Origin of the sequence: Pseudomonas sp. R1-15 (assembly GCF_051132085.1) — a bacterium.
Classification (GTDB): domain Bacteria; phylum Pseudomonadota; class Gammaproteobacteria; order Pseudomonadales; family Pseudomonadaceae; genus Aquipseudomonas.
Genome location: NZ_CP071660.1, coordinates 1,075,844 through 1,101,564 on the forward strand (window position 1 = coordinate 1,075,844; position 25,721 = coordinate 1,101,564).

Sequence of the window (25,721 nt, forward strand, 5' to 3'; positions counted from 1 at the left end):
AACGAGTGTCCCTGATCGCTTCTGACCACTTCCGCATCGTTGTCGGCCTCGGAAAGAGCGGCATGTCCCTGGTTCGCTTCCTGGCGAACCGGGGTGTGTCGTTTGCCGTCGCCGATACGCGGGAAAATCCGCCTGAGCTGGCCACGCTGCGTCGTGACTATCCCCAGGTGGATGTGCGTTGTGGCGAGCTGGACGTCGAGTTCCTGTGCCGCGCCGACGAACTCTACGTGAGCCCCGGCCTGGCCCTGGCGACCCCGGCCCTGCAGGCTGCCGCGGCCCGTGGCGTGAAATTGTCCGGCGACATCGAGCTGTTCGCGCGCAACGCCAAGGCGCCGATTATCGCCATCAGCGGTTCCAATGCGAAAAGCACCGTCACCACGCTGGTCGGTGAAATGGCCGCGGCCGCCGGCAAGCGTGTCGCCGTAGGCGGTAACCTCGGCACCCCGGCGCTGGATCTGCTCAGCGACGAGGTCGAGCTGTACGTCATGGAACTGTCGAGCTTCCAGCTCGAGACCACCGATCACCTTGGCGCTGAAGTGGCCACTGTGCTGAACATCAGCGAAGACCACATGGACCGCTACAGCGGCCTGCCGGCCTATCACCTGGCCAAGCACCGGATTTTCCGTGGTGCCCGGCAAGTGGTGTTCAACCGCCAGGACGCCTTGACCCGTCCGCTGATGAGCGAAGGGCTGCCATGCTGGACTTTCGGTCTCGGCGCTCCAGATTTCAAAGGCTTCGGTTTGCGCGAAGAGAACGGCGAGAAGTATCTGGCCTTCGAATTCCAGAACCTGATGCCGGTGCGCGAGCTGAAGATTCGCGGCGCCCATAACCAGGCCAATGCCTTGGCCGCGCTCGCCCTCGGGCATGCCGTCGGGCTGCCGTTCGACGCCATGCTTTCGGCGCTGCGCAGCTTTGCCGGGCTCGAGCACCGCTGCCAGTGGGTGCGCGACCTGGATGGCGTGGCCTGGTACAACGATTCCAAGGCCACCAATGTTGGCGCCGCCCTGGCTGCCATCGAAGGCCTCGGCGCGGACATCCAGGGCAAGCTCGTGCTGATCGCCGGTGGCGACGGCAAGGGTGCCGATTTTAAAGACCTGCGCGATCCGGTGGCGGCCAACTGTCGTGCCGTGGTGCTGATGGGCCGCGATCGTGAACTGATCGCCCAGGCCCTCGGCGATGCCGTGCCGCAGGTTCGCGTCGCTTCGCTGGACGAAGCCGTGCAGCAATGCCGTGCCCTCGCGCAACCGGGCGATGCCGTGCTGTTGTCGCCGGCCTGCGCCAGTTTCGACATGTTCAAGAATTACGAAGAGCGCGGGCAACTGTTCGCCCGGGCTGCGGAGGACTTGGCATGAGCCTGATGAACATCATCAAGCCGTACCCGTCGCCGCTGATTACCGGTCGCGGTATCGACCTGGACTTCCCGATGCTCGCCGGCTGCCTGGCGCTGCTCGGCCTGGGCCTGGTGATGATCACTTCCGCCTCGTCGGAAGTGGCCGCCGTGCAATCGGGCAACACCCTCTACCACATGATCCGCCACCTGATTTACCTGGTGATCGGCCTGGGCGCGTGCATTGTCACCATGATGGTTCCGATCGCCACCTGGCAACGCCTGGGCTGGCTGATGTTGCTGGGTGCCTTCGGCCTGCTGGTGATGGTGCTGGTGCCGGGTATCGGCCGCGAGGTCAACGGCTCCATGCGCTGGATTGGCTTCAGCTTCTTCAACGTGCAGCCCTCGGAAATCGCCAAGGTCTTTGTGGTGATCTACCTCGCCGGGTACCTGGTGCGTCGTCAGAAAGAAGTGCGCGAGAGCTGGATGGGCTTCTTCAAGCCGTTCATCGTGCTGCTGCCGATGGCCGGCCTGCTGCTGATGGAGCCGGACTTCGGCGCGACGGTGGTGATGATGGGCGCGGCGGCGGCAATGCTGTTCCTCGGCGGTGTCGGGCTGTTCCGCTTCACCCTGATGGTAGCGCTGGCGTTCGCGGCAGTGACCGTCCTGGTGCAGGCCCAGCCGTACCGGATGGCGCGCCTGATCACCTTTACCGATCCGTGGGCCGACCAGTTCGGTTCCGGCTACCAGTTGACCCAGGCGTTGATCGCCTTCGGTCGCGGCGAGTGGCTGGGCGTGGGCCTGGGCAACAGTGTGCAAAAGCAGTTCTACCTGCCGGAAGCTCACACTGACTTCGTGTTCTCGGTTCTCGCCGAGGAGCTGGGGGTAGTGGGTTCCCTGTGCACCGTCGCGCTGTTCGTCTTCGTTTGTGTGCGCGGCATGTACATCGGCTTGTGGGCCGAGAAGGCCAAGCAGTTCTTTGCCGCGTACGTGGCGTACGGCCTGTCGTTCCTCTGGATCGGCCAGTTCCTGATCAACATCGGGGTGAACGTCGGCCTGCTGCCTACCAAGGGCCTGACGCTGCCGTTCCTCAGTTATGGCGGCAGCTCCCTGGTGATCTGCTGTGCCTGCCTCGGCCTGTTGCTGCGCATCGAGTGGGAAAGTCGAACCCACCTGGGCAGTGAAGAAATGGAATTCCATGAAAGCGACTTCGCCGAGGAGCCGACTCATGGGCGCTAACGTGCTGATCATGGCGGGCGGAACCGGCGGGCATGTATTCCCGGCGCTGGCCTGTGCCCGGGAGTTCCAGGCGCGCGGCTACACCGTGCACTGGCTCGGCACGCCCCGGGGCATCGAGAATGAACTGGTACCCGCCGCCGGCCTCGAGCTGCATCGGATCAACGCCAGTGGCCTGCGGGGCAAAGGCAAGCTGTCGCTGCTCAAGGCACCGCTGATGCTGCTCAAGTCGATCTGGCAGGCGCGGGCGGTCATCCGTCGGCTGCGGCCGGTGTGTGTCGTCGGCTTCGGCGGTTATGTGACCGGTCCTGGCGGCGTCGCGGCAAAACTGGCCGGTGTACCGGTGATCGTCCATGAGCAGAACGCGGTCGCTGGTACCGCCAATCGGTTACTGGTGCCGTTGGCCGCTCGAGTGTGTGAAGCCTTCCCCGACACCTTTACCCTGTCGGGCAGCCGTCGCACCACCGGCAACCCGGTGCGCACGGAGCTGTTCCTCGATACACCGCGCCCGGCCCTGGCCGGACGCAAGGCGCGTTTGCTGATCCTGGGTGGAAGCCTGGGAGCGGAACCGTTGAACAAACTGCTGCCCGAAGCCTTGTCCCAGGTCGCCCCCGAACTGCGCCCTGAAGTGTTTCACCAGGCTGGCAAAAACCACGATGAAGTGACCGCCGAGCGCTATCGCGCCGTTGGCGTCGAGGCGCAAGTGCAGCCTTTCATCAAAGACATGGCCCAAGCCTATGGCTGGGCCGACCTGGTGGTCTGCCGCGCAGGCGCGCTGACCGTCAGTGAACTGGCTGCCGCCGGTCTGCCCTCGATGCTGGTGCCTTTGCCCCACGCCATCGACGATCACCAGACCCGCAACGCCGATTATTTGGCCCGCGAAGGCGCTGCCTTCCTGATGCCACAAAGAACGACTGGCGCCGCGGATCTAGCCGCGCGCCTGACAGAGGTCTTGATGCAGCCGCAAACACTCGAAGACATGGCCCGCGCCGCGCGCCGCCTGGCCAAACCCGATGCAACCGCCCAAGTGGTCGATACCTGCCTGGAGGTGGCCCATGGTTGAGAATCGCAAAGCCATGCCGCAGCCGGAAATGCGCCGCATCCGCCGCATCCACTTCGTCGGGATCGGCGGCGTGGGCATGTGCGGGATCGCCGAGGTGTTGCTGAACCTGGGTTACCAGGTCTCGGGTTCCGACCTGAAGGCTTCGCCGGTCACTGAGCGCCTGGAATCCTTCGGTGCACAGATTTTCATCGGCCATCGTGCCGAGAACGCCGCCAACGCCGATGTGCTGGTGGTCTCCAGCGCCGTGAACACTTCCAACCCGGAAGTCGCCACCGCCCTGGAACGTCGCATTCCCGTGGTGCCGCGCGCCGAGATGCTCGCCGAGCTGATGCGCTATCGCCACGGCATCGCCGTCGCCGGTACTCACGGCAAGACCACCACCACCAGCCTGATCGCCTCGGTGTTCGCTGCCGGTGGCCTGGACCCGACGTTCGTGATCGGTGGGCGCCTGAATGCCGCGGGCACCAATGCCCAACTGGGCACCAGCCGCTACCTGATCGCCGAAGCCGACGAGAGCGATGCAAGTTTCCTGCACCTGCAACCGCTGGTGGCCGTGGTCACCAACATCGACGCCGACCACATGGCGACCTACGACGGTGACTTCAACAAACTGAAGAAAACCTTCGTCGAGTTCCTGCACAACCTGCCGTTCTACGGTCTGGCGGTGGTGTGCCTGGACGATCCGGTGGTGCGCGAAATCCTGCCGCTGATCAAGCGTCCGACCGTGACCTACGGCTTTGGCGAAGACGCCGACGTGCGCGCGATCAACGTGCGCCAGCAGGGCATGCAGACGTTCTTCACCGTGCTGCGCCCTGATCGCGAGCCGTTGGACGTGTCGGTGAACATGCCCGGCAACCACAACGTGCTCAACTCGCTGGCGACCATCTGCATCGCCACCGACGAAGGCGTCAGCGATGAAGCCATCGTCCAGGGCCTGTCGGGGTTCCAGGGCGTGGGTCGACGCTTCCAGGTCTACGGCGAGCTGCCGGTGGACGGCGGCAACGTGATGCTGGTGGACGACTACGGCCATCACCCGACCGAAGTCGCGGCGGTGATCAAGGCCGTGCGCGGTGGCTGGCCGGAGCGCCGGCTGGTGATGGTCTACCAGCCGCACCGCTACAGCCGCACCCGCGACCTGTACGACGATTTTGTCCAGGTGCTGGCCGACGCCAACGTGCTGCTGTTGATGGAAGTCTACCCGGCTGGCGAAGAGCCGATCCCGGGCGCCGACAGCCGTCAGCTGTGCCACAGCATCCGCCAGCGCGGCCAGTTGGACCCGATCTACATCGACCGCGGCGTGGACCTCGCGCCGCTGGTCAAGCCGCTGCTGCGCGCCGGCGACATCCTGCTCTGCCAGGGCGCCGGTGATATCGGTGGCCTGGCCCCGAAACTGTTGAAAAGTCCGTTATTCGCCGGAGCCACCGTGGCCTCCAGCGAGGGGAAACTGAAATGACTGCTGCCTACGCCAACCTGGTCTCGACCCTTGATCCGAAAGCCTTCGGCCGCGTGGCCGTGCTGTTCGGTGGCAAGAGCGCCGAGCGCGAGGTCTCTCTCAAGTCCGGCAACGCCGTGCTGCAAGCCCTGCAAAGCGCCGGTGTCGACGCATTCGGCATCGACGTGGGCGACGACTTCCTGCAGCGCCTGCTGAGCGAAAAGATCGATCGCGCCTTCATCATCCTTCATGGACGTGGCGGCGAAGACGGCAGCATGCAGGGCTTGCTCGAATGCCTGGGCATCCCCTACACCGGCAGTGGCATCCTGGCTTCCGCCCTGGCGATGGACAAGTTGCGCACCAAACAGGTCTGGCACAGCCTCGGCATCCCGACGCCGCGTCACGCGGTGCTGGCGTCCGAGGCCGATTGTATTTCGGCGGCGACGGAACTGGGCTTCCCTTTGATCGTCAAACCGGCCCATGAAGGTTCAAGTATCGGCATGGCGAAAGTGAATTCGCTGCCTGAGTTGACCGCAGCCTGGAAGGACGCCAGTTCCTACGATTCGCAAGTGTTGGTCGAGCAATGGATCACCGGTCCCGAGTTCACCATCGCCACCCTGCGTGACCAGGTGTTGCCCCCGATTGCGCTGGGCACGCCCCACACGTTCTACGACTACGACGCCAAGTACATCGCCAATGACACCCAGTACCGCATTCCCTGCGGGCTGGACGCTGCCAAGGAAAAACAATTGATGGACCTCACGGCCAAGGCCTGTGAGGCGCTGGGTATCGCCGGTTGGGCGCGGGCGGACGTGATGCAGGACGCCGATGGGCAGTTCTGGTTCCTGGAAGTCAACACCGCCCCCGGCATGACCGACCACAGCCTGGTTCCGATGGCGGCTCGTGCTGCCGGCCTGGATTTCCAGCAACTGGTGCTGTCGATCCTGGCCGCCAGTGTCGGCAATCAAGAGTCCAGGGGTTAAGCCATGCAAGGCGCATCGCTTCGTCATCAGCCATCCGCACCCGGTCGCAAGCCGGTGCCGCGGGGTGCCAGCCGAATGGTGGCCAAAGAGCCGATGTCGGCGCGCTTGCCGAAAGCCAATTTTGGCTTTCTCAAGAGCCTGTTCTGGCCGGTGATGCTGGTGGTATTGGGGTTCGGCACGTATGAAGGCGCGCAGCGGCTGCTGCCTTATGCCGATCGGCCGATCGCCCGGATCAACGTCCAGGGTGACCTGAGCTACATCAGCCAGCAGGCGGTGCAGCAGCGGATCGCTCCGTTCGTCGCGTCGAGCTTCTTCACCATCGACCTGGCGGGCATGCGCACCGAGCTGGAGCAGATGCCCTGGATCGCCCACGCCGAAGTGCGGCGGGTATGGCCGGACCAGGTGTCGATTCGTCTGGAAGAGCAGTTGCCGGTGGCCCGTTGGGGCGACGAGTCGCTGTTGAACAATCAGGGCCAGGCGTTTACGCCACGGGAACTGGCCAATTATGAACATTTGCCACAACTGTTCGGTCCACAGCGGGCCCAGCAGCAAGTGATGCAGCAATATCAGGTGTTGAGTCAGATGTTGCGCCCACTGGGCTTCTCCATCGCGCGCCTGGAATTGCGTGAGCGCGGCAGCTGGTTCCTGACCACTGGCGCGGGCAGCTCGGGGCCGGGCATCGAGCTGTTGCTCGGGCGCGGCAACCTGGTGGAAAAGATGCGCCGCTTCATTGCCATCTATGACAAGACGCTCAAAGAACAGATTACGAACATTGCGCGCATCGATCTGCGCTACGCCAACGGCCTCGCTGTTGGCTGGCGGGAACCTGTAGCGCCGACGACGGCCGAACCCGCCGTCGCGAAGAATTAAGAAGAGGCAGGACCCATGGCAAACGTGCAAAGCGGAAAAATGATCGTCGGTCTGGATATCGGCACTTCCAAGGTGGTAGCGCTGGTAGGCGAGGTCGCGGACGACGGCACGCTGGTCATCGTCGGGATCGGTACACACCCGTCCCGTGGCTTGAAGAAAGGCGTGGTGGTGAACATCGAGTCCACCGTCCAATCGATCCAGCGCGCCATCGAAGAAGCGCAGCTGATGGCCGGTTGCCGGATCCACTCGGCGTTCGTCGGTGTCGCGGGCAATCACATCCGCAGCCTGAACTCCCACGGCATCGTGGCGATTCGGGACCGTGAAGTCAGCTCCGCCGACCTTGAGCGCGTACTCGACGCGGCACAGGCCGTGGCGATTCCGGCCGACCAGCGGGTGCTGCACACCCTGCCGCAGGATTACGTGATCGATAACCAGGAAGGCGTACGCGAGCCTCTGGGTATGTCCGGCGTACGCCTGGAAGCCAAGGTCCACGTGGTCACCTGCGCCGTGAACGCCGCGCAGAACATTGAGAAGTGTGTGCGTCGCTGCGGCCTGGAAATCGACGACATCATCCTCGAGCAACTGGCTTCGGCCTACTCGGTGCTGACCGACGACGAGAAAGAACTCGGCGTGTGCCTGGTCGACATCGGCGGTGGCACCACCGACATCGCGATCTTCACCGAAGGCGCCATCCGCCACACGGCAGTGATCCCGATTGCCGGCGACCAGGTGACCAACGACATCGCCATGGCGCTGCGCACCCCGACCCAGTACGCCGAGGAAATCAAGATCCGTTACGCCTGCGCCCTGGCCAAGCTGGCCGGTGCCGGTGAAACCATCAAGGTGCCGAGCGTCGGCGACCGTCCGCCGCGCGAATTGTCGCGCCAGGCCCTGGCCGAAGTGGTCGAGCCGCGCTACGACGAACTGTTCACGCTGATCCAGGCCGAACTGCGCCGCAGCGGCTACGAAGACCTGATCCCGGCCGGCATCGTGCTGACCGGCGGTACGTCGAAGATGGAAGGCGCGGTCGAGCTGGCCGAAGAGATTTTCCACATGCCGGTGCGCCTGGGCGTGCCCCATGGCGTCAAGGGCCTGGATGACGTGGTGCGCAACCCGATCTATTCGACTGGTGTGGGCCTGTTGATGTACGGCCTGCAAAAGCAGTCCGACGGGATCTCGTTCTCAGGCATCGGCAGCCGTGACAGCTATAGCAGCGAAGAGCCCAAGGCACCGCTGTTCGAGCGGCTCCAGGCTTGGGTGAAGGGCAATTTCTAAACGATTTCAGATTCAGGCGTCGGGTTTCAGGCCCGGCGTTGCAAGACGGCAACAAACGCAGTAGGCGAAAAAACTAGAGAATGAAAGGAGAGGGAAAATGTTCGAACTCGTAGACAACATCCCCGCCAGCCCGGTTATCAAGGTAATCGGTGTCGGCGGTGGCGGCGGCAACGCTGTCAACCACATGGTCAAGAGCAACATCGAAGGCGTTGAGTTCATCTGCGCCAACACCGATGCTCAGGCGCTGAAAAACATCGGCGCGCGGACCATCCTCCAACTCGGTACCGGCGTGACCAAGGGCCTGGGTGCCGGCGCGAATCCCGAGGTTGGCCGTCAGGCTGCCCTGGAAGATCGCGAGCGCATCGCTGAAGTCCTGGCTGGCACCAACATGGTGTTCATCACCACTGGCATGGGCGGCGGTACCGGTACCGGTGCAGCGCCGATCATTGCCGAAGTGGCCAAGGAAATGGGCATCCTCACCGTTGCGGTGGTGACCCGTCCGTTCCCGTTCGAAGGCCGCAAGCGCATGCAGATCGCCGATGAAGGCATCCGCGCGCTGAGCGAAAGCGTCGACTCGTTGATCACCATCCCCAACGAGAAGCTGCTGACCATCCTCGGTAAGGACGCCAGCCTGCTGTCGGCTTTCGCCAAGGCCGATGACGTACTGGCCGGTGCCGTTCGCGGTATCTCCGACATCATCAAGCGTCCGGGCATGATCAACGTCGACTTTGCCGACGTACGCACCGTGATGTCCGAAATGGGCATGGCGATGATGGGCACCGGCTGCGCCAGCGGTCCGAACCGTGCACGTGAAGCCACCGAAGCGGCCATCCGCAACCCGCTGCTCGAAGATGTGAACCTGCAGGGCGCCCGCGGCATCCTGGTAAACATCACCGCCGGTCCGGACTTGTCCCTGGGCGAGTACTCCGACGTGGGTAGCATCATCGAGGCGTTCGCTTCCGACCACGCGATGGTCAAGGTCGGCACCGTTATCGATCCGGACATGCGTGACGAACTGCACGTGACCGTGGTTGCCACTGGCCTGGGCGCGAAAATCGAGAAACCTATGAAGGTGATCGACAACACCGTGCAGACCGCCATGGCTTCGCAGCCACAGCAGCAAGCTGCCGCTCGTCAGGAAGCTCCCGCGGTGAACTACCGTGACCTGGACCGTCCGACCGTCATGCGCAACCAGGCCCAGGCCGGTGCTGCGACTGCCGCGAAGATGAATCCGCAAGACGATCTGGATTACCTGGACATCCCGGCATTCCTGCGTCGTCAGGCCGATTGATGGAATGTATCAGGGGTATACGGGTGATTGGTGTTCAGCAAAGGTCTGGTCTGCTATCATCGCCAGCCTTTGTTGATACCAGTTCGCAATTTGCGCTGAAGCGGCCCATGCCATGATTAAACAACGCACCCTGAAGAATATTATCCGTGCCACAGGTGTCGGCCTGCACTCCGGCGAGAAGGTCTATCTGACCCTCAAGCCCGCGCCTGTCGACACCGGCATTGTGTTTTGTCGTGCCGACCTCGACCCTGTGGTGCAGATTCCTGCTCGCGCGGAAAACGTTGGTGAAACCACTATGTCGACCACGCTGGTCAACGGTGACACCAAAGTGGACACGGTGGAGCATTTGCTCTCGGCCATGGCTGGCCTGGGCATCGATAACGCCTACGTCGAGCTCTCCGCGTCCGAAGTCCCGATCATGGATGGCAGCGCCGGACCTTTCGTATTCCTGATTCAATCGGCTGGCCTGGAAGAGCAGGACGCGGCCAAGAAGTTCATCCGCATCCTGCGGGAAGTGACAGTGGAAGACGGCGACAAGCGCGCCACTTTTGTCCCTTTCGAAGGTTTCAAGGTGAGCTTCGAGATCGATTTCGATCACCCGGTTTTCCGTGACCGCACCCAGAGTGCAAGCGTGGATTTTTCCAGCACTTCGTTCGTCAAAGAAGTCAGCCGCGCGCGTACCTTTGGTTTCATGAGTGATATCGAGTACCTGCGCAAGCACAACCTCGCACTCGGTGGCAGTGTGGAAAACGCGATCGTGGTCGATTCCGATGGCGTGTTGAACGAAGACGGCCTTCGTTATGAAGACGAATTCGTCAAACACAAGATCCTCGATGCAATCGGCGACCTCTACCTGCTGGGCAACAGCCTGATTGGTGAGTTCAAGGGCTTCAAGTCCGGCCACGCACTGAACAACCAGCTGCTGCGCAAGTTGATTGAGCAGAAAGACGCTTGGGAAGTCGTGACGTTCGAAGACGCCAGCACCGCACCAATCTCTTACATGCGCCCTGTAGCGGCCGTGTAAGCAAAAAACCTCTCTAGTTTTTTAAGGGCTGCCTTCGGGTGGCCTTTTTTTATGGCTGGGTTTTATGTCGGCTGCGAAAGGCTTTTGTGGCGAGGGAGCTTGCTCCCGCTGGACTGCGAAGCAGTCCTCAACCTGGTCTGCGGTGGATCAGGCGAGCGAGTCGCTATCTCTCTGGGGCCGCTTCGCGGCCCAGCGGGAGCAAGCTCCCTCGCCACAAAAGCAGGAGCAAGGCTTACATCGCACAAACAACTCGATTACGTCCACTGGCCTTGGCCTGGTAGAGCGCCTTGTCGGCGGCGAGCAGCAACGCCTCAAGTTCGTTGTAAGGCCCGTTCGCCCACGTAGCGATGCCGATGCTGACGGTCATGGGGGCGTCGCCGGGCAGTTGCTCAACGGCTTCGCGAATGTTTTGCGCCATGGTGAACGCTCCTGCGGTCGTCGTCTCCGGCAGCACCACCGAGAACTCTTCACCGCCATAACGCGCCGCCAGGTCGGCCGGTCGGCGCACGTACCCGCCGATCAGTTGCGCCAGGGTTCGTAACGCCTCGTCACCGCGTTGGTGGCCCAGGCGATCATTGAGCGCCTTGAAGTGGTCGGCATCGATCATCAGGATCGACAACGGTTGACCGGAGCGCTGGGCGCGCAGCCACTCCAGTTGCAGCGTCTGGTCCAGCGTCCGGCGGTTGGCCAGGCCTGTCAGCGGGTCGACGGATGCCAGCAGGGCCAGTTCCCGTTCAGCGGTGTGCCGGCGTCTTAATTCCCGACGCAGCAGCCAGGTGAGCCAGAGCAAGCTGAAGCACAGCGCGCCCGTGGCGCCACTGACCAGCAGCGCCGTGCGTTGCCATGACGCGAAAACCTCTTGGGAAGAGAGCGCGACCACGACGATCAGCGGCAGATTACCTACCTGGGAAAAGGTGTACAGCCGCTGCTTCTGATCCACGCTGGACACGCTGGTAAAACTGCCATCGCCTTCGCGCAGGATCCGCACGAAGTTCGGTCGACTGCTGAAATCCTTGCCGATCATGTCTTCGGCCAGAGGCGGCTCCTGAGCCAACAGGATCCCGTCGCGGCTGACCAGGTTGACCGTGCCGCCATGGCCGATGTTCAAGCTCTTGAAGAGCTGGCTGAAGTAGCCCAGGCGCATTGCAGCCTCGGCCACACCCATGAACTCTCCCCGGTCGTCGTTCAAGCGGTAGCTGAAGCTGATGCGCCAATCATGCGGACTGCTCCGGGCCCGGAACGGACGGCTGATCTTCATGCCCGGGCCCTGATCCTGCAGATGGGACTGGAAATATTCCCGATCGGCGTAATTGCCCTTGCGCGGTTCGACCGAAGCGGAATCGGCGACCACGTCGCCGCGCTTGTCGAGCAGCAATATGTCGCCTTTATAAGGGGCTGCGGTGGCGCGGTCGAACAGGGCGAGGTGGCGGATCGTTGGCGAAACGTCCTGGAGATCCTGGCGTTTCGCTGCGGCAATCAGGCCTTGCAGCGAAAGATCGTAGAGCTCGACATTGCGCAGTACGTCGGCGTCGATCAACTGCACAATGTTGCTCGCCGCGCGCGTCGCTGCCTGCTGCGCGCTGGCGTGTTCCCGGATCAGCAGGAACGTCACGATAGCTAGGATGGCGATGACAACCAGCGAGCTGGCCAAAACGAGTACCCGTTCCGAACGTATCGAAAGCGGGATGTTGCCGGGTGTTGCACTGCTCGCGCTCATGATTCCGATCTGCATTGTCATGTGGCTGGGATCCTTCCCATAGGCTGCTCATCTTTAACAACGGATGACTGGCATCAGACAATGCTGGCCTTTTGCAAGATTGTGCTTGTGACACTGGAATTGAGCAATCCACATCGTGGCTTATTGCATGGACATCGAGGTTGGATGGACTGCCGACTTCGCGAGCAGGCTCGCTCCCACAGTGTTGTCCTTGGGCGGGCTTGCTCCTCAGGCCGGCAAGCGGATCCCGAAGGTGTTGGCACCACGGTCGCTGCGCACGAATACATCCCCGCCGTGCATGAGTGCAATCGCCTTGACGATGGCCAGGCCCAGGCCGTGGTTGGCGCCACTGTTGCTGCGGGAGACGTCGACCCGGTAGAAGCGCTCGAACAGGCGCGGCAGGTGTTCGCCGGCGATAGGCTCGCCGGGATTGGTGATGCCCAGGGTGACCTGGTCGCCGGTGGCTTCGATGTCCACGTCGATCACCTGGCCGGGCGCGGTGTGCTGGACGGCGTTGCTCAGCAGATTGATCAAGGCCCGGCGCAGGTGGGCGATCTCGATACTGGCCTGGGCATCGCCGCTGACGCGAACCTGGACCTGGGCGTCTTCGAGGATGAAGTCCAGATAATCAAGGGTGGTTGCCACCTCATCGGCCAGGGAGGTCGTGGTCAGCTTGGTGGCCTTGCTGCCCTGGTCGGCGCTGGCCAGGAACAACATGTCGTTGATGATCGAACGCAGTCGCTCCAGCTCTTCGAGGTTCGATTGCAGCACTTCGAAGTAATGCTCTGCCGAGCGCCCACGGGTCAACGCCACCTGCGTCTGGCCGATCAGGTTGGTCAGTGGCGAGCGCAGTTCATGGGCCACGTCGGCATTGAATGACTCCAGCCTTGAATACGCCTGCTCGACGCGGTCCAGGGTTGCGTTGAAAGAACTGACGAACTGATTGAGTTCCGGTGGCAGCGGCGACAATTGCAAGCGCCCGGTGAGCCGGGGCGGGGCCAGGCGCCGGGCTTCGTCCGACAACTTGATGAGTGGCTTGAGGCCGATGCGCGCCACCCAGTAGCCCAGCAACGAGGCCAGCAGCACGCCGACGATCGCCAGGCTCACCAGCGCGACCAGCAAACGATGCTGGGTCTGGTAGAAGGTCTCGGTGTCGATACCGATCATGAACCGTAGCGGCGGCCGCTGGTCCTTGGCCGGGAACTGGCTCACCAGCACTTTCATCGGGTAATGCTGCGTCGCCAGCTTCAGGTCACGTTTGCCCAATGGACCTGCGGCGAAGGCACGGATCTGTGCATCGGGGTTACCGTATTCAAAGCGCGGGTCATCGCTGACGATCCAGAAGTGGATGCGTTTGTCCTCTTCGCCGAGCAAGCGCAGCTTGTTGTTGATCTTGACCCAGTGCTCCGGCGTGCCATAGCGGCCGACGGTGGACTCCAGCACGCTGTAGCGGGCATCGAGCTCCGCCTCTGGCAACAGGCCGAGACCTTTTTCGACCTGCTGGTACAAGCCGCCGCCAATCAACAGGAACACCAGCGCCGCCACCAGCGTGAACATGCCGCTCAGGCGCAGGGCGATGCTGTTACTCACCGCGATTCTCCAACACATAACCCATCCCTCGGATGGTATGCAGAAGCTTGTGCTCGAAAGGCCCGTCGAGCTTGGCCCGCAGGCGTTTGATCGCCACTTCGACGACGTTGGCGTCGCTGTCGAAATTGATGTCCCAGACCATTTCGGCAATCGCGGTTTTCGAAAGGATCTCGCCTTGGCGGCGAGCCAGCACGCTGAGCAGCGAAAACTCCTTGGCGGTCAGGTCCAGGCGCTGCCCGGCGCGGCTGGCCTTGCGGCTGATCAGGTCGATCCACAGGTCGGCGATGCTCACCTGCACCGGTTCATGGCCGCTGCTGCGGCGGGTCAGGGCTTGCAGGCGGGCCACTAGCTCCAGGAACGAAAACGGCTTGCCCAGATAATCGTCGGCGCCATCGCGCAGGCCCTTGATGCGATCTTCGACCCGTTCGCGGGCGGTGAGCATGATGACCGGCGTCTGCTTGCGGGCGCGCAGGGCCCGCAGCACGCCAAAGCCGTCGAGGCCCGGCAGCATGACGTCGAGCACGATCACCGCATAGTCGCTTTCCAGGGCCAGGTGCAGCCCTTCGACGCCATCCCCTGCCACGTCCACGGTGTAACCCTGTTCGGTCAGGCCGCGGTGCAGGTAGTCGGCGGTTTTTTCTTCGTCTTCGATGATCAGAACGCGCATGGCCCGGCCTCAGTCTGCATTTGCCAGCGCCGCCGTCGGCGCAGAACCGGGTCGAGGCGCGGGCCGATGGAACAATCGCTCCAGCCACAAGTATATGACCGGGGTGGTGAACAGCGTCAGTGCCTGGCTCACCAGCAGGCCACCGACCACCGCGATGCCCAGTGGTTGGCGCAACTCCGCGCCGGGGCCATAGCCGAGCATCAGCGGCAGGGCGCCGAGCAGGGCGGCCAGGGTCGTCATCATGATCGGACGGAACCTCGTCAGGCAGGCCTGGAAAATCGCCTCCTGCGGCGCCATCCCGCCGTTGCGCTGGGCATCGAGGGCGAAGTCGATCATCAGGATGCCGTTCTTCTTGACGATACCGATCAGCAGCACCAGGCCGATCAGCGCCATGATCGAGAAGTCCTGGCCCAACAGCCAGAGCATGATCAACGCGCCGAGGCCGGCCGAGGGCAAGGTGGAGATGATCGTCAACGGATGGACGAAACTCTCGTAGAGCACGCCGAGGATGATGTACACCGCTACCAGTGCGGCGAGGATCAGCCACGGCTGGCTTTTCAGCGAACTCTGGAACGCCTGGGCCGCGCCCTGGAAGCTGCCGGTGATGGCGGCGGGCATGCCGATCTCGTTCTTGGCCTGGTCGAGCAGGCGCACGGCATCCCCCAGCGCCACGCCCGGTGCGAGGTTGAACGACAGGTTGGCGGCCGGGAACATGCCGTCGTGGGCAATCGACAGCGGGCCGTTGGTCGGTGCGTCGAAGCGGGCGAGGGCCGAGAGCGGGACCATTTCCCCGCTCAGCGGCGAGCGCAGATAGAAATACGCCAGGCTTTCGGCCTTGCCGCGTTGCTGGGTGTCGAGTTCCAGGATGACGTTGTACTGGTTGGTCTCGGTCTGGAATTCATTGATCTGCCGCTGGCCGAAAGCGTCGTAGAGCGCCTGGTCGACATCGCTGGCGGTGAGGCCGAAACGTGCCGCCGCGCTGCGGTCGATGTTGATGTGGGTGATGCTGCCGCCCAGTTGCAAGTCGTTGGAAATGTCGCGGAATGCCGGAATGCTGCGCAGCTTGTCGGTGAGTTTCTGCGTCCAGGCGTTGAGGGTCGGCCCGTCGTTGCTCTTGAGCACGTATTGATACTGGGCGCGGCTCGGGCCGGAGCTGAGGTTGATGTCCTGTCCGGCCCGCAGGTACAGCACAACGCCGGGAATCTTCAGCAACTTGGGGCGGATCCGGTCGATGAAGCCGCTGGCCGATACATCGCGCTCGCCCCGAGGCTTGAGGGCGATCCAGAAACGGCCGTTGGCGATGGTCTGGTTGTTGCCCGAGACGCCGACGGAGTGCGAGAAGGTCTGCACTGCCGGGTCGGCGGCGACGATCTCGGCCAGGGCCTTGTGCTTGGCCACCATGTCCGGGAACGAGATGTCGGCGGCCGCCTCGCTGGTGCCCAGCACCAGGCCGGTGTCCTGGACCGGGAAGAAACCCTTGGGGATGAACACGTAGCCCACGACCGCGAGGGCGAGGGTCAGGCCGAACACGCCGATCATCAGTTTCTGGTGGGCCAGGGCCCGGCGCAGGCCGCGTTCGTACCAGCCGAGCAAGCGCTCGCCGAAACCCGGCCTGGCCTGCGCGTGATGTTTCGGGGCGCGCATGAACAAGGCGGCCAAGGTCGGCGCCAGGGTCAGGGACACCACGACGGAAATCAGGATGGTCGAAGTGGCGGTCAGGGCAAATTCCTTGAACAGCCGCCCGACCACGCCGCCCATGAACAGCAGCGGAATGAACGCCGCCACCAGCGAGAAACTGATGGACACCACCGTGAAGCCGATTTCCCCGGCACCCTTGATCGCCGCCTCGCGCATGCCATCGCCGGCTTCCAGGTGCCGGTGGATGTTCTCCACCACCACGATCGCGTCGTCCACCACGAACCCCACCGAGATGACGATCGCCACCAGGGTCAGGTTGTTGAGGCTGAAACCCATCACATACATCAGCGCGAAACTGGCGGTCAGCGACACCCCGAGCACTGCCGAGACGATCAATGTCGCCGAGAGCTGGCGCAGGAACAGCGCCATCACCGCCACCACCAGCAGCACCGCGATCAGCAGGGTGATTTCCACTTCATGCAGCGAAGCGCGAATGGTCTGGGTGCGATCGATCATCACCTTGACCTGTATGGCGGCCGGCAGCATGGCTTCCAGGGTTGGCAGCGCCGCCTGGATGCGGTCGACCGTCTCGACGATGTTCGCCCCCGGCTGGCGGAAGATCACCAGGTTGACGCCGGGCTGATCGTCGGACCAGGCCTGCACGTAGGCGTTTTCCGAACCGTTGACGACTTTGGCGATGTCCTTGAGATGGACCGGTGCGCCGTCCCGGTAGGAAACGATCAGCTCGCCGTATTCCTCCGGCTTGAACAGCTGGTCGTTGGTGGACAAGGTGGAAATACTCGACTCGCCATACAGCGCGCCCTTGGCCAGGTTGAGGCTGGCCTGCTGCAGGGACTGGCGAATATCGGCGAGGGTCAGGCCGATGGCGGCAAGCCGGTCGGCCGAGGCCTGGACCCGGATCGCCGGCCGCTGCTGGCCGGTGATATAGATCTGCCCAACGCCGTCGATCTGGCTGATCTGGCGGGCGAGCAGCGTCTCGACGTAATCACTCAGTTCGGTGCCTGGCATCAGGTCGGAGCTGATGCTGAGAATCAGCACCGGGCTGTCGGCCGGGTTGACCTTGCGCCAGGTCGGCAGGTTCGGCATGTCATTGGGCAGCTTGCCGGCGGCGGTGTTGATCGCCGCCTGCACTTCCTGGGCGGCGGTGTCGATGCTCTTGTCGAGACTGAATTGCAGGGTCAGGTTGGTCGAGCCCAACGCACTGCTTGAGGTCATCTGGGTAATGCCGGGAATGGCGCTGAATTGCACCTCCAGTGGGGTCGCCACGGACGATGCCATGGTTTCGGGACTGGCGCCGGGCAGTTGGGCGTTGACCTGGATGGTCGGGAATTCCGCCTCGGGCAAAGGCGCGACGGGCAGGCGGGGAAAGGCGATCAACCCCAGCAATACCAGGGCGAACGTCAGTAGCACCGTGGCGATGGGGTGGTCGATGCACCACGCCGATATCGAGCCGCGGCCCTTCATGGCTGCGCCTGCCCGGTCTTGGCGAGGGCAGGCGGATCGCTGAGCACCTGGACGCTGGCGCCGGGCTTGAGGCGTGACTGGCCGTCACTCACCAGCTGATCGCCGGCGTTCACGCCTTTGATGATGTGCCTGTCGCTGTCCTGGTAAACCATTTGCACCGGCACGCTTTCGACCTTGTCACCCTTGACCCGATAGACGAAATGTTGCTCCAGCCCGCGTTGGACCACGGTGGGCGGCACCACCAGGGCGCCCTTGTCGATGGCGGTCTGGATTTTCAGCGTCACCAGTTGCCCCGGCCACAGCCGTTGCGCGGCGTTATTAAATTCGGCCTTGGCCCGCAGGGTTCCGGTGTTGGTGTTGATCTGGTTGTCGATGAGGCTGAGCCGTCCCTCGCCGAGCAATTCCCCGGTCGCGCCGTCGGCCCCGATGTAGGCCTTGACCAAGGCCTGGTCCGGGGCGGCGATCAATCGCTGCAGGGTCGGCAGCATTTGCTGGGGCAAGGAGAACTCCACGGCGATGGGGTCGATCTGGGTCACCGTGAACAGGCCCTCGGAGTCGCTGGTGCGCAGGAAGTTGCCTTCATCCACATTGCGAATGCCGACGCGACCGCTCACCGGCGAGCGGATCTGCGTGTAGGACAGCTGCACCTGCGCCGAATCGATGGCCGCCTGGTTGCCCTGGGCAGTGGCCTTGAGCTGGTTGACCAGCGCCTGTTGCTGATCGTAGGTCTGCTTCGATACGCCGTCATCGACGCTCAGCAGCTTGTAGCGCTTGAGGTTGACCTGGGCCACGGCCAGTTGCGCCTGGCTCTCGCTGAGCTGGGCGCGGGCCTGGTCGAGGCTGGCGCGGATCGAGCGATCATCGATGGTCGCCAGCAGGTCCCCCTTCTTGACCAGTTGCCCTTCCTTGACCAGCAGCCTGGTGAGGATGCCGTCGATCTGCGGACGGATCACCACGCTGTGCAGCGACAAGACCGTGCCGATGCCGCTGGCGAAGCGCGGCACATCCTGCTCGATAACGCTTATCACCTTCACTGGCACGGCGGTGGAAGCACTGGGTTTGCTGGCGACGGGCTTCATGATGAACCAGAGGGCGAGGGCGGCCAGGGCGATCAGTAACGCGACGAGCAGGACGGTTTTTTTCTGGATAGGCATGAACGTGAAACGCCGGTTCGGGACGGAGGAATTCCTGGCTTTCTTATATAGCGTTGTGAGCCCGTCAGGAAGGTGACGGCTAGCTGTCAGGGCTGTCAGTTTTGTCTTGGTTTCCCGTCAGACGGAACTCCACCGCTGCATCTGCTCCGTGGCACCGCGATTTCGCGCAGGTATACTGCTGCGTTTCGCGGCTCGGCTACCGAGCCACGCATACTCAATTGTGGCGAGGGAGCTTGCTCCCGCTTGAGTGCGAAGCGCTCACAGAAATGGGGCCGCTTCGCAGCCCAGCGGGAGCAAGCTCCCTCGCCACGGTTTGTTGTCCCACTCAAGTGAATAACTCAAATGACTTCCCCAATACCATCGCCCGCAGACGAACGCTTGCCAGGCGAATCGTCTGGCCAGACCGACAGCGATGTTTCCAGCGCCGACGATGACAAGGCGCCGATTCCAGCCTTCAAGTTCCCGTTCAAACCTGGTGAACTGGCAGCGGCCAAAGGCGCTGGCCAGCAACCGTGGTACAAGAATGGCGCGAAGAATGGCCATACCAAGACCCCCGGCGCCGCGCCTCCCGGCACGCGTCGTTCGATGGGCAAACGCTGATCTTCCCCTCGGCGCGCGGTCGCGGATTCAGTTCGCGACCCGTGCTCCCGTCAGGCTTCCACTCAATTCATAGGCCGTCAGTTCGGCCTGGTGCGCCGCGAGGATTTCCGGCAACGAGCCTCGCAGGTATTCGACCCACGTCTTGATCTTCGCATCCAGGTATTGGCGCGAAGGGTAAATGGCGTAAAGGTTCAGTTCCTGGGAACGGTAGTTGGGCATGACCCGCACCAGCGTGCCGTTGCGCAAGCCTTCGATGGCGGCGTACACCGGCAGCACGCCCACGCCCATGCCGCTGGTGATCGCGGTCTTCATCGCATCGGCAGAATTCACCAGGAACGGTGAGCTGTTGATGGTGACCATCTCCTGGCCCTCCGGGCCGTCGAACACCCATTTCTCCAGCGGAATGACCGGGCTGACCAGGCGCAGGCAGGCGTGGTTCAGCAGGTCGCTGGGTTTCTGCGGGCAGCCGCTGGCCTTCACGTAGGCGGGCGACGCGCAGACGATGCTGTAAGTGATTCCCAGGCGCTGGGACACGAAGCCGGAGTCCGGCAACTCGCTGGCGAGTACGATCGAGACGTCGTAGCCCTCGTCGAGGATGTCCGGCACCCGGTTGGCCAGGGTCAGGTCGAAGGTCACGTCCGGGTGCGTCTTGCGATAACGGGCGATGGCATCGATGACGAAATGCTGGCCGATGCCGGTCATGGTGTGGACTTTCAATTGTCCGGCCGGGCGCGCATGGGCATCGCTGGCCTCGGCTTCCGCCTCTTCGACATACGCCAGGATCTGCTCACACCGCAGCAGGTAGCGCTTGCCGGCTTCGGTCAGGGCGATACGGCGAGTGGTGCGGTTGAGCAGACGGGTTTGCAGATGCGCTTCCAGGTTGGAAACCGCACGCGAGACGTTGGCCGTGGTGGTGTCGAGTTGCGCGGCGGCGGCGGTGAAGCTGCCGGCTTCGGCAACACAGCTGAACGCACGCATGTTTTGCAAAGTGTCCATGGAGGGCTCTCTTGGGAGGTGCCAAATTGTGACATGAAGTTACAGAGATGCGGGACCCCGACTAATGGATTATCACGATAACGGTAACAAAGATTCGCAGAAAGGTCGGCTTATCGCCGTTGGGGGTGATGCCTAGAATTGCCGCCAGTCCTGGATCCTGTGGGAGCGAGCCCGCTCGCGAAATAGGCACCACAGTTGTTCTCGGTGTGCCTGCGCGGCCGCTTTCGCGAGCAGGCTCGCTCCCACAGGCGTGTTCCAGGGCGAAATTCTTATCGTCTCCTCTTGCCTCTCCATCTCAGGAATATTGCGCCCGTGCCGCGTTGCATCAGCAGAGAGCTGAAGACTCTCAGTGTTTGGGTTTTGACGCTGACCATCAGCGGTTGTATCGGGACGGGAGGGATCGCGCCGCAAGGCGAGCTCTTATTGGCCAACCAGTTGGCGACCGATGCGGCGATACGCGAGGCTGCCCGCGATGCTCACTGGCCGACCCGTCAGTGGTGGAAAGCCTATGGTGACCCGCAACTGGACGGCTGGATTGACCTGGCCGTGCGGGACAGCCCGAGCCTGGCCATGGCCGTCGCCCGGGTGCGCCAGGCCAAGGCCATGGCGGGTGTCGCCGAGGCCGCCGAGTCGCTGCAGATCAATGGCGAGTCGGCCCTCAAGCGCCACAACTGGCCCACCGATCAGTTCTATGGCCCTGGCGAACTGGCCGACACCACCACGTGGGACAACAGCGCCGCCCTGGGCTTGAGCTACGCCCTGGACCTGTGGGGCCGCGAGCGCAGCGTCAGCGAGCGGGCCGTCGACCTGGCCCATGTCAGCGTCGCCGAGGCGCGGCAAGCGCAGCTGGAATTGCAGGACAATATCGTGCGCGCCTACATCCGGTTTTCGTTGCATTACGCCCAACGCGACATCGTCGCCGCAACCCTCCATCAGCAAGAGCAGATCCTCGAACTGGCGCAAAAGCGTCTGGACGGTGGCATCGGCACCCATTTCGAAGTCAGCCAGGCCCAGGCGCCATTGCCGGAAACCCATCGTCAGCTCGATGCCCTCGACGAAGCCATTGCCCTGAGCCGCAATCAATTGGCGGCGCTGGCCGGCAAGGGCCCGGGCGACGGCGCGCGCCTGCAACGGCCGAGCCTGGCGCTGGGGGCTCCGTTGAAACTGCCATCGGCGTTGCCTGCCGAACTGCTCGGCCAGCGCCCGGATGTGGTTGCCGCGCGCTGGCAGGTGGCGGCCCAGGCCCGTGGAGTCGAGGTGGCGCGCGCGGGTTTTTACCCCAACGTCGACCTGGTCGGTAGCCTGGGTTACATGGCTACTGGCGGTGGGGCGCTGGAGTTCCTGACAGGCAAGAAGCTCACCTACAACGTCGGCCCGGCGATTTCGCTGCCGATCTTCGATGGCGGACGCCTGCGTGGCGAGTTGGGCGAGGCTGCGGCGGGTTATGACATCGCCGTGGCGCGCTACAACCAGACGCTGGTGAATGCCCTCAAGAGCATTTCCGATCAGTTGATTCGCCGTGAGTCGATGGACAAGCAGCAGGCCTTCGCCGCCGAATCGGTGGCCGCCGCCCAGCGCACCTACGACATCGCGCTGGTGGCGTTCCAGCGTGGGCTCACCGACTACCTCAACGTGCTCAACGCCCAGAGCCTGCTGTTCAAGCAACAACAGGTGCAACAGCAGGTAGAGGCAGCGCGGCTGAGCGCCCATGCCGTCTTGGTCACCGCATTGGGCGGCGGGCTGGAGGCCGGCAGCGACATGCCTGTGGCAAGCGCTCCCCTGTGGCGAGGGAGCTTGCTCCCGCTGGGCTGCGAAGCAGCCCCAGGTTCTTCAGATGGGTGCTGCGCCGTCCCTTCAGGTGGATGCTGCGCACCCAAGCGGGAGCAAGCTCCCTCGCCACGATGCTGAGCAGGCCTTCCGTGACGTATTTACATCGGCTTCATCGCCTCGAATGGCGCCGTGGCTTTTTCGACTGGGCCCGCAGCGATGGGGTGACCTGGGTCTACATCTTCAAGGTATTGCTCGCCGCGTTCCTGACGCTGTGGCTGGCGATGCGCCTGGAGTTGCCGCAACCGCGTACGGCGATGATCACCGTGTTCATCGTCATGCAGCCGCAGAGTGGCCAGGTCTTCGCCAAGAGTTTTTATCGCCTGCTCGGTACCTTGGCCGGCTCGACGGTGATGGTGGCGCTGATCGCCCTGTTCGCCCAGAACACCGAGTTGTTTCTCGGCTGCCTGGCGATCTGGGTCGGCATCTGTTCGGCCGGAGCAGCGCGTTATCGCAACTTTCGCGCCTACGGTTTTGTGTTGGCCGGGTACACCGCGGCGATGATCGGCCTGCCGGCCCTGGCCCATCCGGAAGGGGCTTTCATGGCGGCGGTGTGGCGGGTGCTGGAGATTGCCCTGGGGATTCTCTGCGCCACCGCGATCAGCGCTGCAATCCTGCCGCAAACCGCGAGCGCGGCCATGCGCAACGCGCTCTACCAGCGCTTCGGCGTGTTCGCCCTGTTCGTCACCGATGGCTTGCGCGGACGCAGCCAACCCGAGGCATTCGAGGCACGCAACGTCGCTTTCATCGCCGAGGCGGTGGGCCTGGAAAGCCTGCGCAGCGTGACCGTGTTCGAAGACCCGCACATGCGCCGGCGCAACGGCCGACTCAGTCGCCTGAACAGCGAATTCATGGGCGTTACCACGCGCTTCAACGCCTTGCATCAGTTGCTTGAACGCTTGCGCAATGGCGCGGCCGATGCGGTGGTGGACGCGATCAAACCCGGCTTGCAAACCCTCGCCGAATTGCTCGACGGCTTCAGCGCGCGGGCCTTGACCGACGCCGATGCGACGCGTCTGGCGGCGGCGCTGGCGGCCTACAAGGCCGACTTGCCAGCCCGGGTGCGCCAACTGCGGGGACAATTTCAAGAGACGGATCCCAGTGAGGCGCAGCAGCTGGATTTCCATACTGCATACGAATTGCTCTATCGCTTCGTCGAAGACCTGCATGGCTACGCCCAGACCCACGCGTCACTGGCCGATCACCGCCACGAACGTGAGCGCTGGGACGAACCCTTTGTGTCGCAGACCAATGGCCTGGCCGCCGCGGCTGCCGGTTTTCGTGCTGCCTTCATCCTGGTGGTGCTGGGCAGCTATTGGGTCGCCACGGCCTGGCCGAGCGGTGCGACCATGACGATGATCGCCGCCGCCACCGTGGGCTTGTCGGCCGCCACGCCGAACCCCAAGCGCATGGCGTTCCAGATGGCCTGCGGCACGTTGTTCGGGGCGTTGATCGGATTCGTCGAGATGTTCTTCATCTTCCCTTTGATCGACGGCTTCCCCTTGCTCTGCGTGATGTTGGCGCCCGTGATCATGCTCGGCGCATTCCTCAGCTCACGTGCGCAATACGCCGGGGTCGGGTTGGGCCTGCTGATTTTTTTCAGCACCGGCTCGGTACCGGACAACCTGACGGTCTACAACCCCTACGCCTTCATCAACGACTACCTCGCGATGATCCTCGGCATGCTGGTGTGTGCGGCTGCCGGGGCGATCATCCTGCCGCCCAACAGCCGCTGGATGTGGCGCCGGCTCGAACAGGACTTGCGCGAACAAGTGGTGTTCTCCATCAGTGGCAAGCTCAAGGGCCTGGCGTTGGGTTTCGAGAGCCGTACCCGCGATCTGCTGCACCAGGCCTACGGGCTGGCGGCGGGGCAGCCCAGAGTGCAACGGGACTTGCTGCGCTGGATGTTCGTGGTGCTGGAAGTCGGCCACGCGATCATCGAGTTGCGCAAGGAACAGGCGACGCTGCCGGTGCATCCGGCCTATGCCGAAAGCCAGCCATGGCGCCAGGCGATCCGGGTGATGGGGCGGGCGCTGGTGCGGCTGTTCCGCCGGCCTGGCCAGAACAACCTGGAGCGTGCCCTGGTCGCGGTGGACCAGGCCATCAGCCGGGTCCAGGCCACTGACGAACCTTTCGCCCCGCATTTCGACACCTCCGCCCTGCGCCGGGTAAAGAGCTACCTGCACTTCATCCGTACCTCCCTAATGGACCCGCAATCACCCTTGGCGGCTTATGCCGCGTCGCTGCCCCAGGAACCTGAACATGCTCCGTGAGATCGCCTTCCACGGCGTATACATGCCGACCATGACCCTGATGTTTTTCATCGCCGCCGGCCTCGCCTGGGCGTTGGATCGTTTCCTCTCGGGGCTGGATCTGTACCGTTTTTTCTGGCATCCGGCGCTGCTGCGCCTGAGCCTGTTCACTTGCCTGTTCGGCGCGCTGGCGCTGACGGTCTACCGTTGAGATCGATGCGATGAAGAAATTTTTCAGCCTGCTGGCGACGCTGTTGGTGCTGGCGCTTGCGCTGTGGATCGGCCGGACATTGTGGGTGCATTACATGAACACCCCATGGACCCGCGATGGCCGGGTCCGGGCCGACATCATCAATGTCGCCGCCGACGTCAGCGGCGAAGTGATCGAGGTGCCGGTGCGCGACAACCAGTTGGTCAAGAAGGGGGACTTGCTGATGCGCATCGACCCCGAGCATTACCGCATTGCGGTCAAGCAGGCGCGTTCCCTGGTGGCGTCCCGTAAGGCCACCTGGGAGATGCGCAAGGTCAATGCCCATCGGCGCGCCGACCTGGACAGCCTGGTGATTTCCCGGGAGAACCGTGACGACGCCAGCAATATCGCCGACTCGGCCCTGGCTGATTACCAGCACGCCCAGGCGCAGTTGGAGGCGGCCGAGCTGAACCTGGCTCGCACCGAGGTCCGTGCGGCGGTGGACGGCTACGTCACCAACCTCAATGTGCACCGTGGCGACTATGCGCGCATCGGCGAGGCGAAGATGGCCGTGGTGGACATGAATTCGTTCTGGGTCTATGGCTTCTTCGAGGAAACCAAGTTGCCCAAGGTGCGGGTCGGCGATGCCGCGCAGTTGCAGTTGATGAGTGGCGAACTGCTCAAGGGGCACGTGGAAAGTATCTCCCGGGGCATCTACGACCGCGACAACCCCGAGAGCCGGGAACTGATTGCCGACGTGAACCCGACCTTCAACTGGGTGCGCCTGGCCCAGCGGGTGCCGGTGCGTATTCATCTGGATGAAGTACCGGATGGCGTGCTGCTGGCGGCGGGGATGACGTGCACGGTGGTGGTAGAACCCCACGACAAGCGCTGAGCCCCTATGGGAGCGAGCTTGCTCGCGATAGCGGTGGTTCAGCCAACATCAATGTTGACTGTGAGACCGTATTCGCGAGCAAGCTCGCTCCCACACTGGATCTTCGGCGGGCATGAATGTTGTGTTCACCCAAAGTCCCCTGTGGGAGCGAGCCTGCTCGCGATAGCGGTGGTTCAGTTGCATGGACGGTGACTGACACGCCGTCATCG

General features: G+C 63.3%; 20 protein-coding genes. 14 read left to right on the forward strand and 6 right to left on the reverse strand.

All coding sequences use genetic code 11. From position 1 onward, the window contains the following. The first annotated feature begins 5 nt into the window (after window positions 1-5). The 9 genes from murD (at window position 6) to lpxC (ending at window position 10,501) form a co-directional block, all read left to right on the forward strand. Window positions 6-1,352 carry a UDP-N-acetylmuramoyl-L-alanine--D-glutamate ligase gene (gene murD / locus J3P97_RS04655; protein WP_434673579.1) on the forward strand — a complete coding sequence of 449 codons (1,347 nt, stop codon included), beginning with the start codon at window positions 6-8 and terminating at the stop codon, window positions 1,350-1,352. Continuing rightward, window positions 1,349-2,566: a putative lipid II flippase FtsW gene (gene ftsW / locus J3P97_RS04660; RefSeq protein WP_370870999.1), complete on the forward strand. Its 1,218-nt coding sequence runs from the start codon at window positions 1,349-1,351 to the stop codon at window positions 2,564-2,566. Before murD ends, ftsW begins: the two co-directional genes overlap by 4 nt. Further along, complete coding sequence (murG, locus tag J3P97_RS04665) at window positions 2,556-3,626, forward strand: undecaprenyldiphospho-muramoylpentapeptide beta-N-acetylglucosaminyltransferase (protein ID WP_434625947.1); 1,071 nt, start codon at window positions 2,556-2,558, stop codon at window positions 3,624-3,626. Before ftsW ends, murG begins: the two co-directional genes overlap by 11 nt. Next, window positions 3,619-5,079: a UDP-N-acetylmuramate--L-alanine ligase gene (gene murC, locus J3P97_RS04670; RefSeq protein WP_305496639.1), complete on the forward strand. Its 1,461-nt coding sequence runs from the start codon at window positions 3,619-3,621 to the stop codon at window positions 5,077-5,079. The genes murG and murC overlap by 8 nt, the downstream gene beginning before the upstream one ends. Then, window positions 5,076-6,041 (forward strand): D-alanine--D-alanine ligase, encoded by a 966-nt coding sequence (locus tag J3P97_RS04675; RefSeq protein ID WP_305496638.1) that lies wholly within the window; start codon window positions 5,076-5,078, stop codon window positions 6,039-6,041. Before murC ends, J3P97_RS04675 begins: the two co-directional genes overlap by 4 nt. Window positions 6,042-6,044: 3 nt before the next feature. After that, the gene (locus J3P97_RS04680) at window positions 6,045-6,911 is read left to right on the forward strand and encodes a cell division protein FtsQ/DivIB (protein WP_434569734.1); all 867 of its coding nucleotides are present in this window, start codon (window positions 6,045-6,047) and stop codon (window positions 6,909-6,911) included. Between the two features lie 15 nt (window positions 6,912-6,926). After that, window positions 6,927-8,186, forward strand: coding sequence for a cell division protein FtsA (gene ftsA, locus J3P97_RS04685; protein ID WP_058542749.1), 1,260 nt, complete (start codon window positions 6,927-6,929; stop codon window positions 8,184-8,186). Window positions 8,187-8,283: 97 nt separating this feature from the next. Continuing rightward, complete coding sequence (gene ftsZ / locus J3P97_RS04690; protein WP_305496634.1) at window positions 8,284-9,477, forward strand: cell division protein FtsZ; 1,194 nt, start codon at window positions 8,284-8,286, stop codon at window positions 9,475-9,477. Between the two features lie 112 nt (window positions 9,478-9,589). Then, the gene (lpxC, locus tag J3P97_RS04695; protein ID WP_030139673.1) at window positions 9,590-10,501 is read left to right on the forward strand and encodes a UDP-3-O-acyl-N-acetylglucosamine deacetylase; all 912 of its coding nucleotides are present in this window, start codon (window positions 9,590-9,592) and stop codon (window positions 10,499-10,501) included. A gap of 232 nt (window positions 10,502-10,733) precedes the next feature. Here lpxC and J3P97_RS04700 read toward each other — a convergent pair whose 3' ends face one another. From J3P97_RS04700 to J3P97_RS04720, 5 genes are all read right to left on the reverse strand, one after another. Next, window positions 10,734-12,218, reverse strand: coding sequence for a sensor domain-containing diguanylate cyclase (locus J3P97_RS04700; RefSeq protein ID WP_434674505.1), 1,485 nt, complete (start codon window positions 12,216-12,218; stop codon window positions 10,734-10,736). Window positions 12,219-12,446: 228 nt separating this feature from the next. Then, window positions 12,447-13,826 carry a heavy metal sensor histidine kinase gene (locus J3P97_RS04705; RefSeq protein WP_434673580.1) on the reverse strand — a complete coding sequence of 460 codons (1,380 nt, stop codon included), beginning with the start codon at window positions 13,824-13,826 and terminating at the stop codon, window positions 12,447-12,449. Then, window positions 13,801-14,475, reverse strand: a complete 675-nt coding sequence (locus J3P97_RS04710; RefSeq protein ID WP_434569732.1) for a heavy metal response regulator transcription factor — start codon at window positions 14,473-14,475, stop codon at window positions 13,801-13,803. Before J3P97_RS04710 ends, J3P97_RS04705 begins: the two co-directional genes overlap by 26 nt. A 9-nt stretch (window positions 14,476-14,484) precedes the next feature. Beyond that, window positions 14,485-17,598, reverse strand: a complete 3,114-nt coding sequence (locus J3P97_RS04715; protein ID WP_434673581.1) for a multidrug efflux RND transporter permease subunit — start codon at window positions 17,596-17,598, stop codon at window positions 14,485-14,487. Further along, a complete protein-coding gene (locus tag J3P97_RS04720; protein WP_434673582.1) occupies window positions 17,595-18,752 on the reverse strand; it encodes an efflux RND transporter periplasmic adaptor subunit in 1,158 nt (385 codons plus the stop codon). The genes J3P97_RS04715 and J3P97_RS04720 overlap by 4 nt, the downstream gene beginning before the upstream one ends. 342 nt (window positions 18,753-19,094) lie before the next feature. Here J3P97_RS04720 and J3P97_RS04725 point away from each other — a divergent pair, with 342 nt between their 5' ends. Next, a complete protein-coding gene (locus J3P97_RS04725) occupies window positions 19,095-19,352 on the forward strand; it encodes a hypothetical protein (protein ID WP_434569729.1) in 258 nt (85 codons plus the stop codon). A 27-nt stretch (window positions 19,353-19,379) separates the two neighbouring features. Here the strand turns inward: J3P97_RS04725 and J3P97_RS04730 are convergent, their stop codons facing one another. Continuing rightward, window positions 19,380-20,348, reverse strand: coding sequence for a LysR family transcriptional regulator (locus J3P97_RS04730; protein WP_434569728.1), 969 nt, complete (start codon window positions 20,346-20,348; stop codon window positions 19,380-19,382). 312 nt (window positions 20,349-20,660) lie between these two features. Between J3P97_RS04730 and J3P97_RS04735 the strand changes: the two genes are divergently transcribed. From J3P97_RS04735 to J3P97_RS04750, 4 genes are read left to right on the forward strand one after another with little or no spacing between them, the layout of a single operon-like run. Next, entirely contained in the window at window positions 20,661-22,256 is a 1,596-nt protein-coding gene (locus J3P97_RS04735) for an efflux transporter outer membrane subunit (protein WP_434673583.1), read from the forward strand. Between the two features lie 11 nt (window positions 22,257-22,267). Further along, entirely contained in the window at window positions 22,268-24,448 is a 2,181-nt protein-coding gene (locus J3P97_RS04740; RefSeq protein ID WP_434673584.1) for an FUSC family protein, read from the forward strand. After that, the gene (locus J3P97_RS04745) at window positions 24,438-24,638 is read left to right on the forward strand and encodes a DUF1656 domain-containing protein (protein WP_434569726.1); all 201 of its coding nucleotides are present in this window, start codon (window positions 24,438-24,440) and stop codon (window positions 24,636-24,638) included. Before J3P97_RS04740 ends, J3P97_RS04745 begins: the two co-directional genes overlap by 11 nt. 10 nt (window positions 24,639-24,648) lie before the next feature. Continuing rightward, a complete protein-coding gene (locus tag J3P97_RS04750; protein WP_434673585.1) occupies window positions 24,649-25,512 on the forward strand; it encodes an efflux RND transporter periplasmic adaptor subunit in 864 nt (287 codons plus the stop codon). Window positions 25,513-25,721 lie beyond the last annotated feature (209 nt).

Coding starts and splice junctions, on each gene's coding strand:
- J3P97_RS04700 (WP_434674505.1), bottom strand. CDS start 12,218: ATGAGCGCGAGCAGTGCAACACCCGGCAACATCCCGCTTTCGATACGT.
- J3P97_RS04745 (WP_434569726.1), top strand. CDS start 24,438: ATGCTCCGTGAGATCGCCTTCCACGGCGTATACATGCCGACCATGACC.
- J3P97_RS04680 (WP_434569734.1), top strand. CDS start 6,045: ATGCAAGGCGCATCGCTTCGTCATCAGCCATCCGCACCCGGTCGCAAG.
- ftsZ (WP_305496634.1), top strand. CDS start 8,284: ATGTTCGAACTCGTAGACAACATCCCCGCCAGCCCGGTTATCAAGGTA.
- ftsW (WP_370870999.1), top strand. CDS start 1,349: ATGAGCCTGATGAACATCATCAAGCCGTACCCGTCGCCGCTGATTACC.
- J3P97_RS04725 (WP_434569729.1), top strand. CDS start 19,095: ATGACTTCCCCAATACCATCGCCCGCAGACGAACGCTTGCCAGGCGAA.
- murG (WP_434625947.1), top strand. CDS start 2,556: ATGGGCGCTAACGTGCTGATCATGGCGGGCGGAACCGGCGGGCATGTA.
- lpxC (WP_030139673.1), top strand. CDS start 9,590: ATGATTAAACAACGCACCCTGAAGAATATTATCCGTGCCACAGGTGTC.
- ftsA (WP_058542749.1), top strand. CDS start 6,927: ATGGCAAACGTGCAAAGCGGAAAAATGATCGTCGGTCTGGATATCGGC.
- J3P97_RS04705 (WP_434673580.1), bottom strand. CDS start 13,826: ATGTGTTGGAGAATCGCGGTGAGTAACAGCATCGCCCTGCGCCTGAGC.
- J3P97_RS04710 (WP_434569732.1), bottom strand. CDS start 14,475: ATGCGCGTTCTGATCATCGAAGACGAAGAAAAAACCGCCGACTACCTG.
- J3P97_RS04675 (WP_305496638.1), top strand. CDS start 5,076: ATGACTGCTGCCTACGCCAACCTGGTCTCGACCCTTGATCCGAAAGCC.
- J3P97_RS04750 (WP_434673585.1), top strand. CDS start 24,649: ATGAAGAAATTTTTCAGCCTGCTGGCGACGCTGTTGGTGCTGGCGCTT.
- J3P97_RS04730 (WP_434569728.1), bottom strand. CDS start 20,348: ATGGACACTTTGCAAAACATGCGTGCGTTCAGCTGTGTTGCCGAAGCC.
- J3P97_RS04715 (WP_434673581.1), bottom strand. CDS start 17,598: ATGAAGGGCCGCGGCTCGATATCGGCGTGGTGCATCGACCACCCCATC.
- J3P97_RS04720 (WP_434673582.1), bottom strand. CDS start 18,752: ATGCCTATCCAGAAAAAAACCGTCCTGCTCGTCGCGTTACTGATCGCC.
- murC (WP_305496639.1), top strand. CDS start 3,619: ATGGTTGAGAATCGCAAAGCCATGCCGCAGCCGGAAATGCGCCGCATC.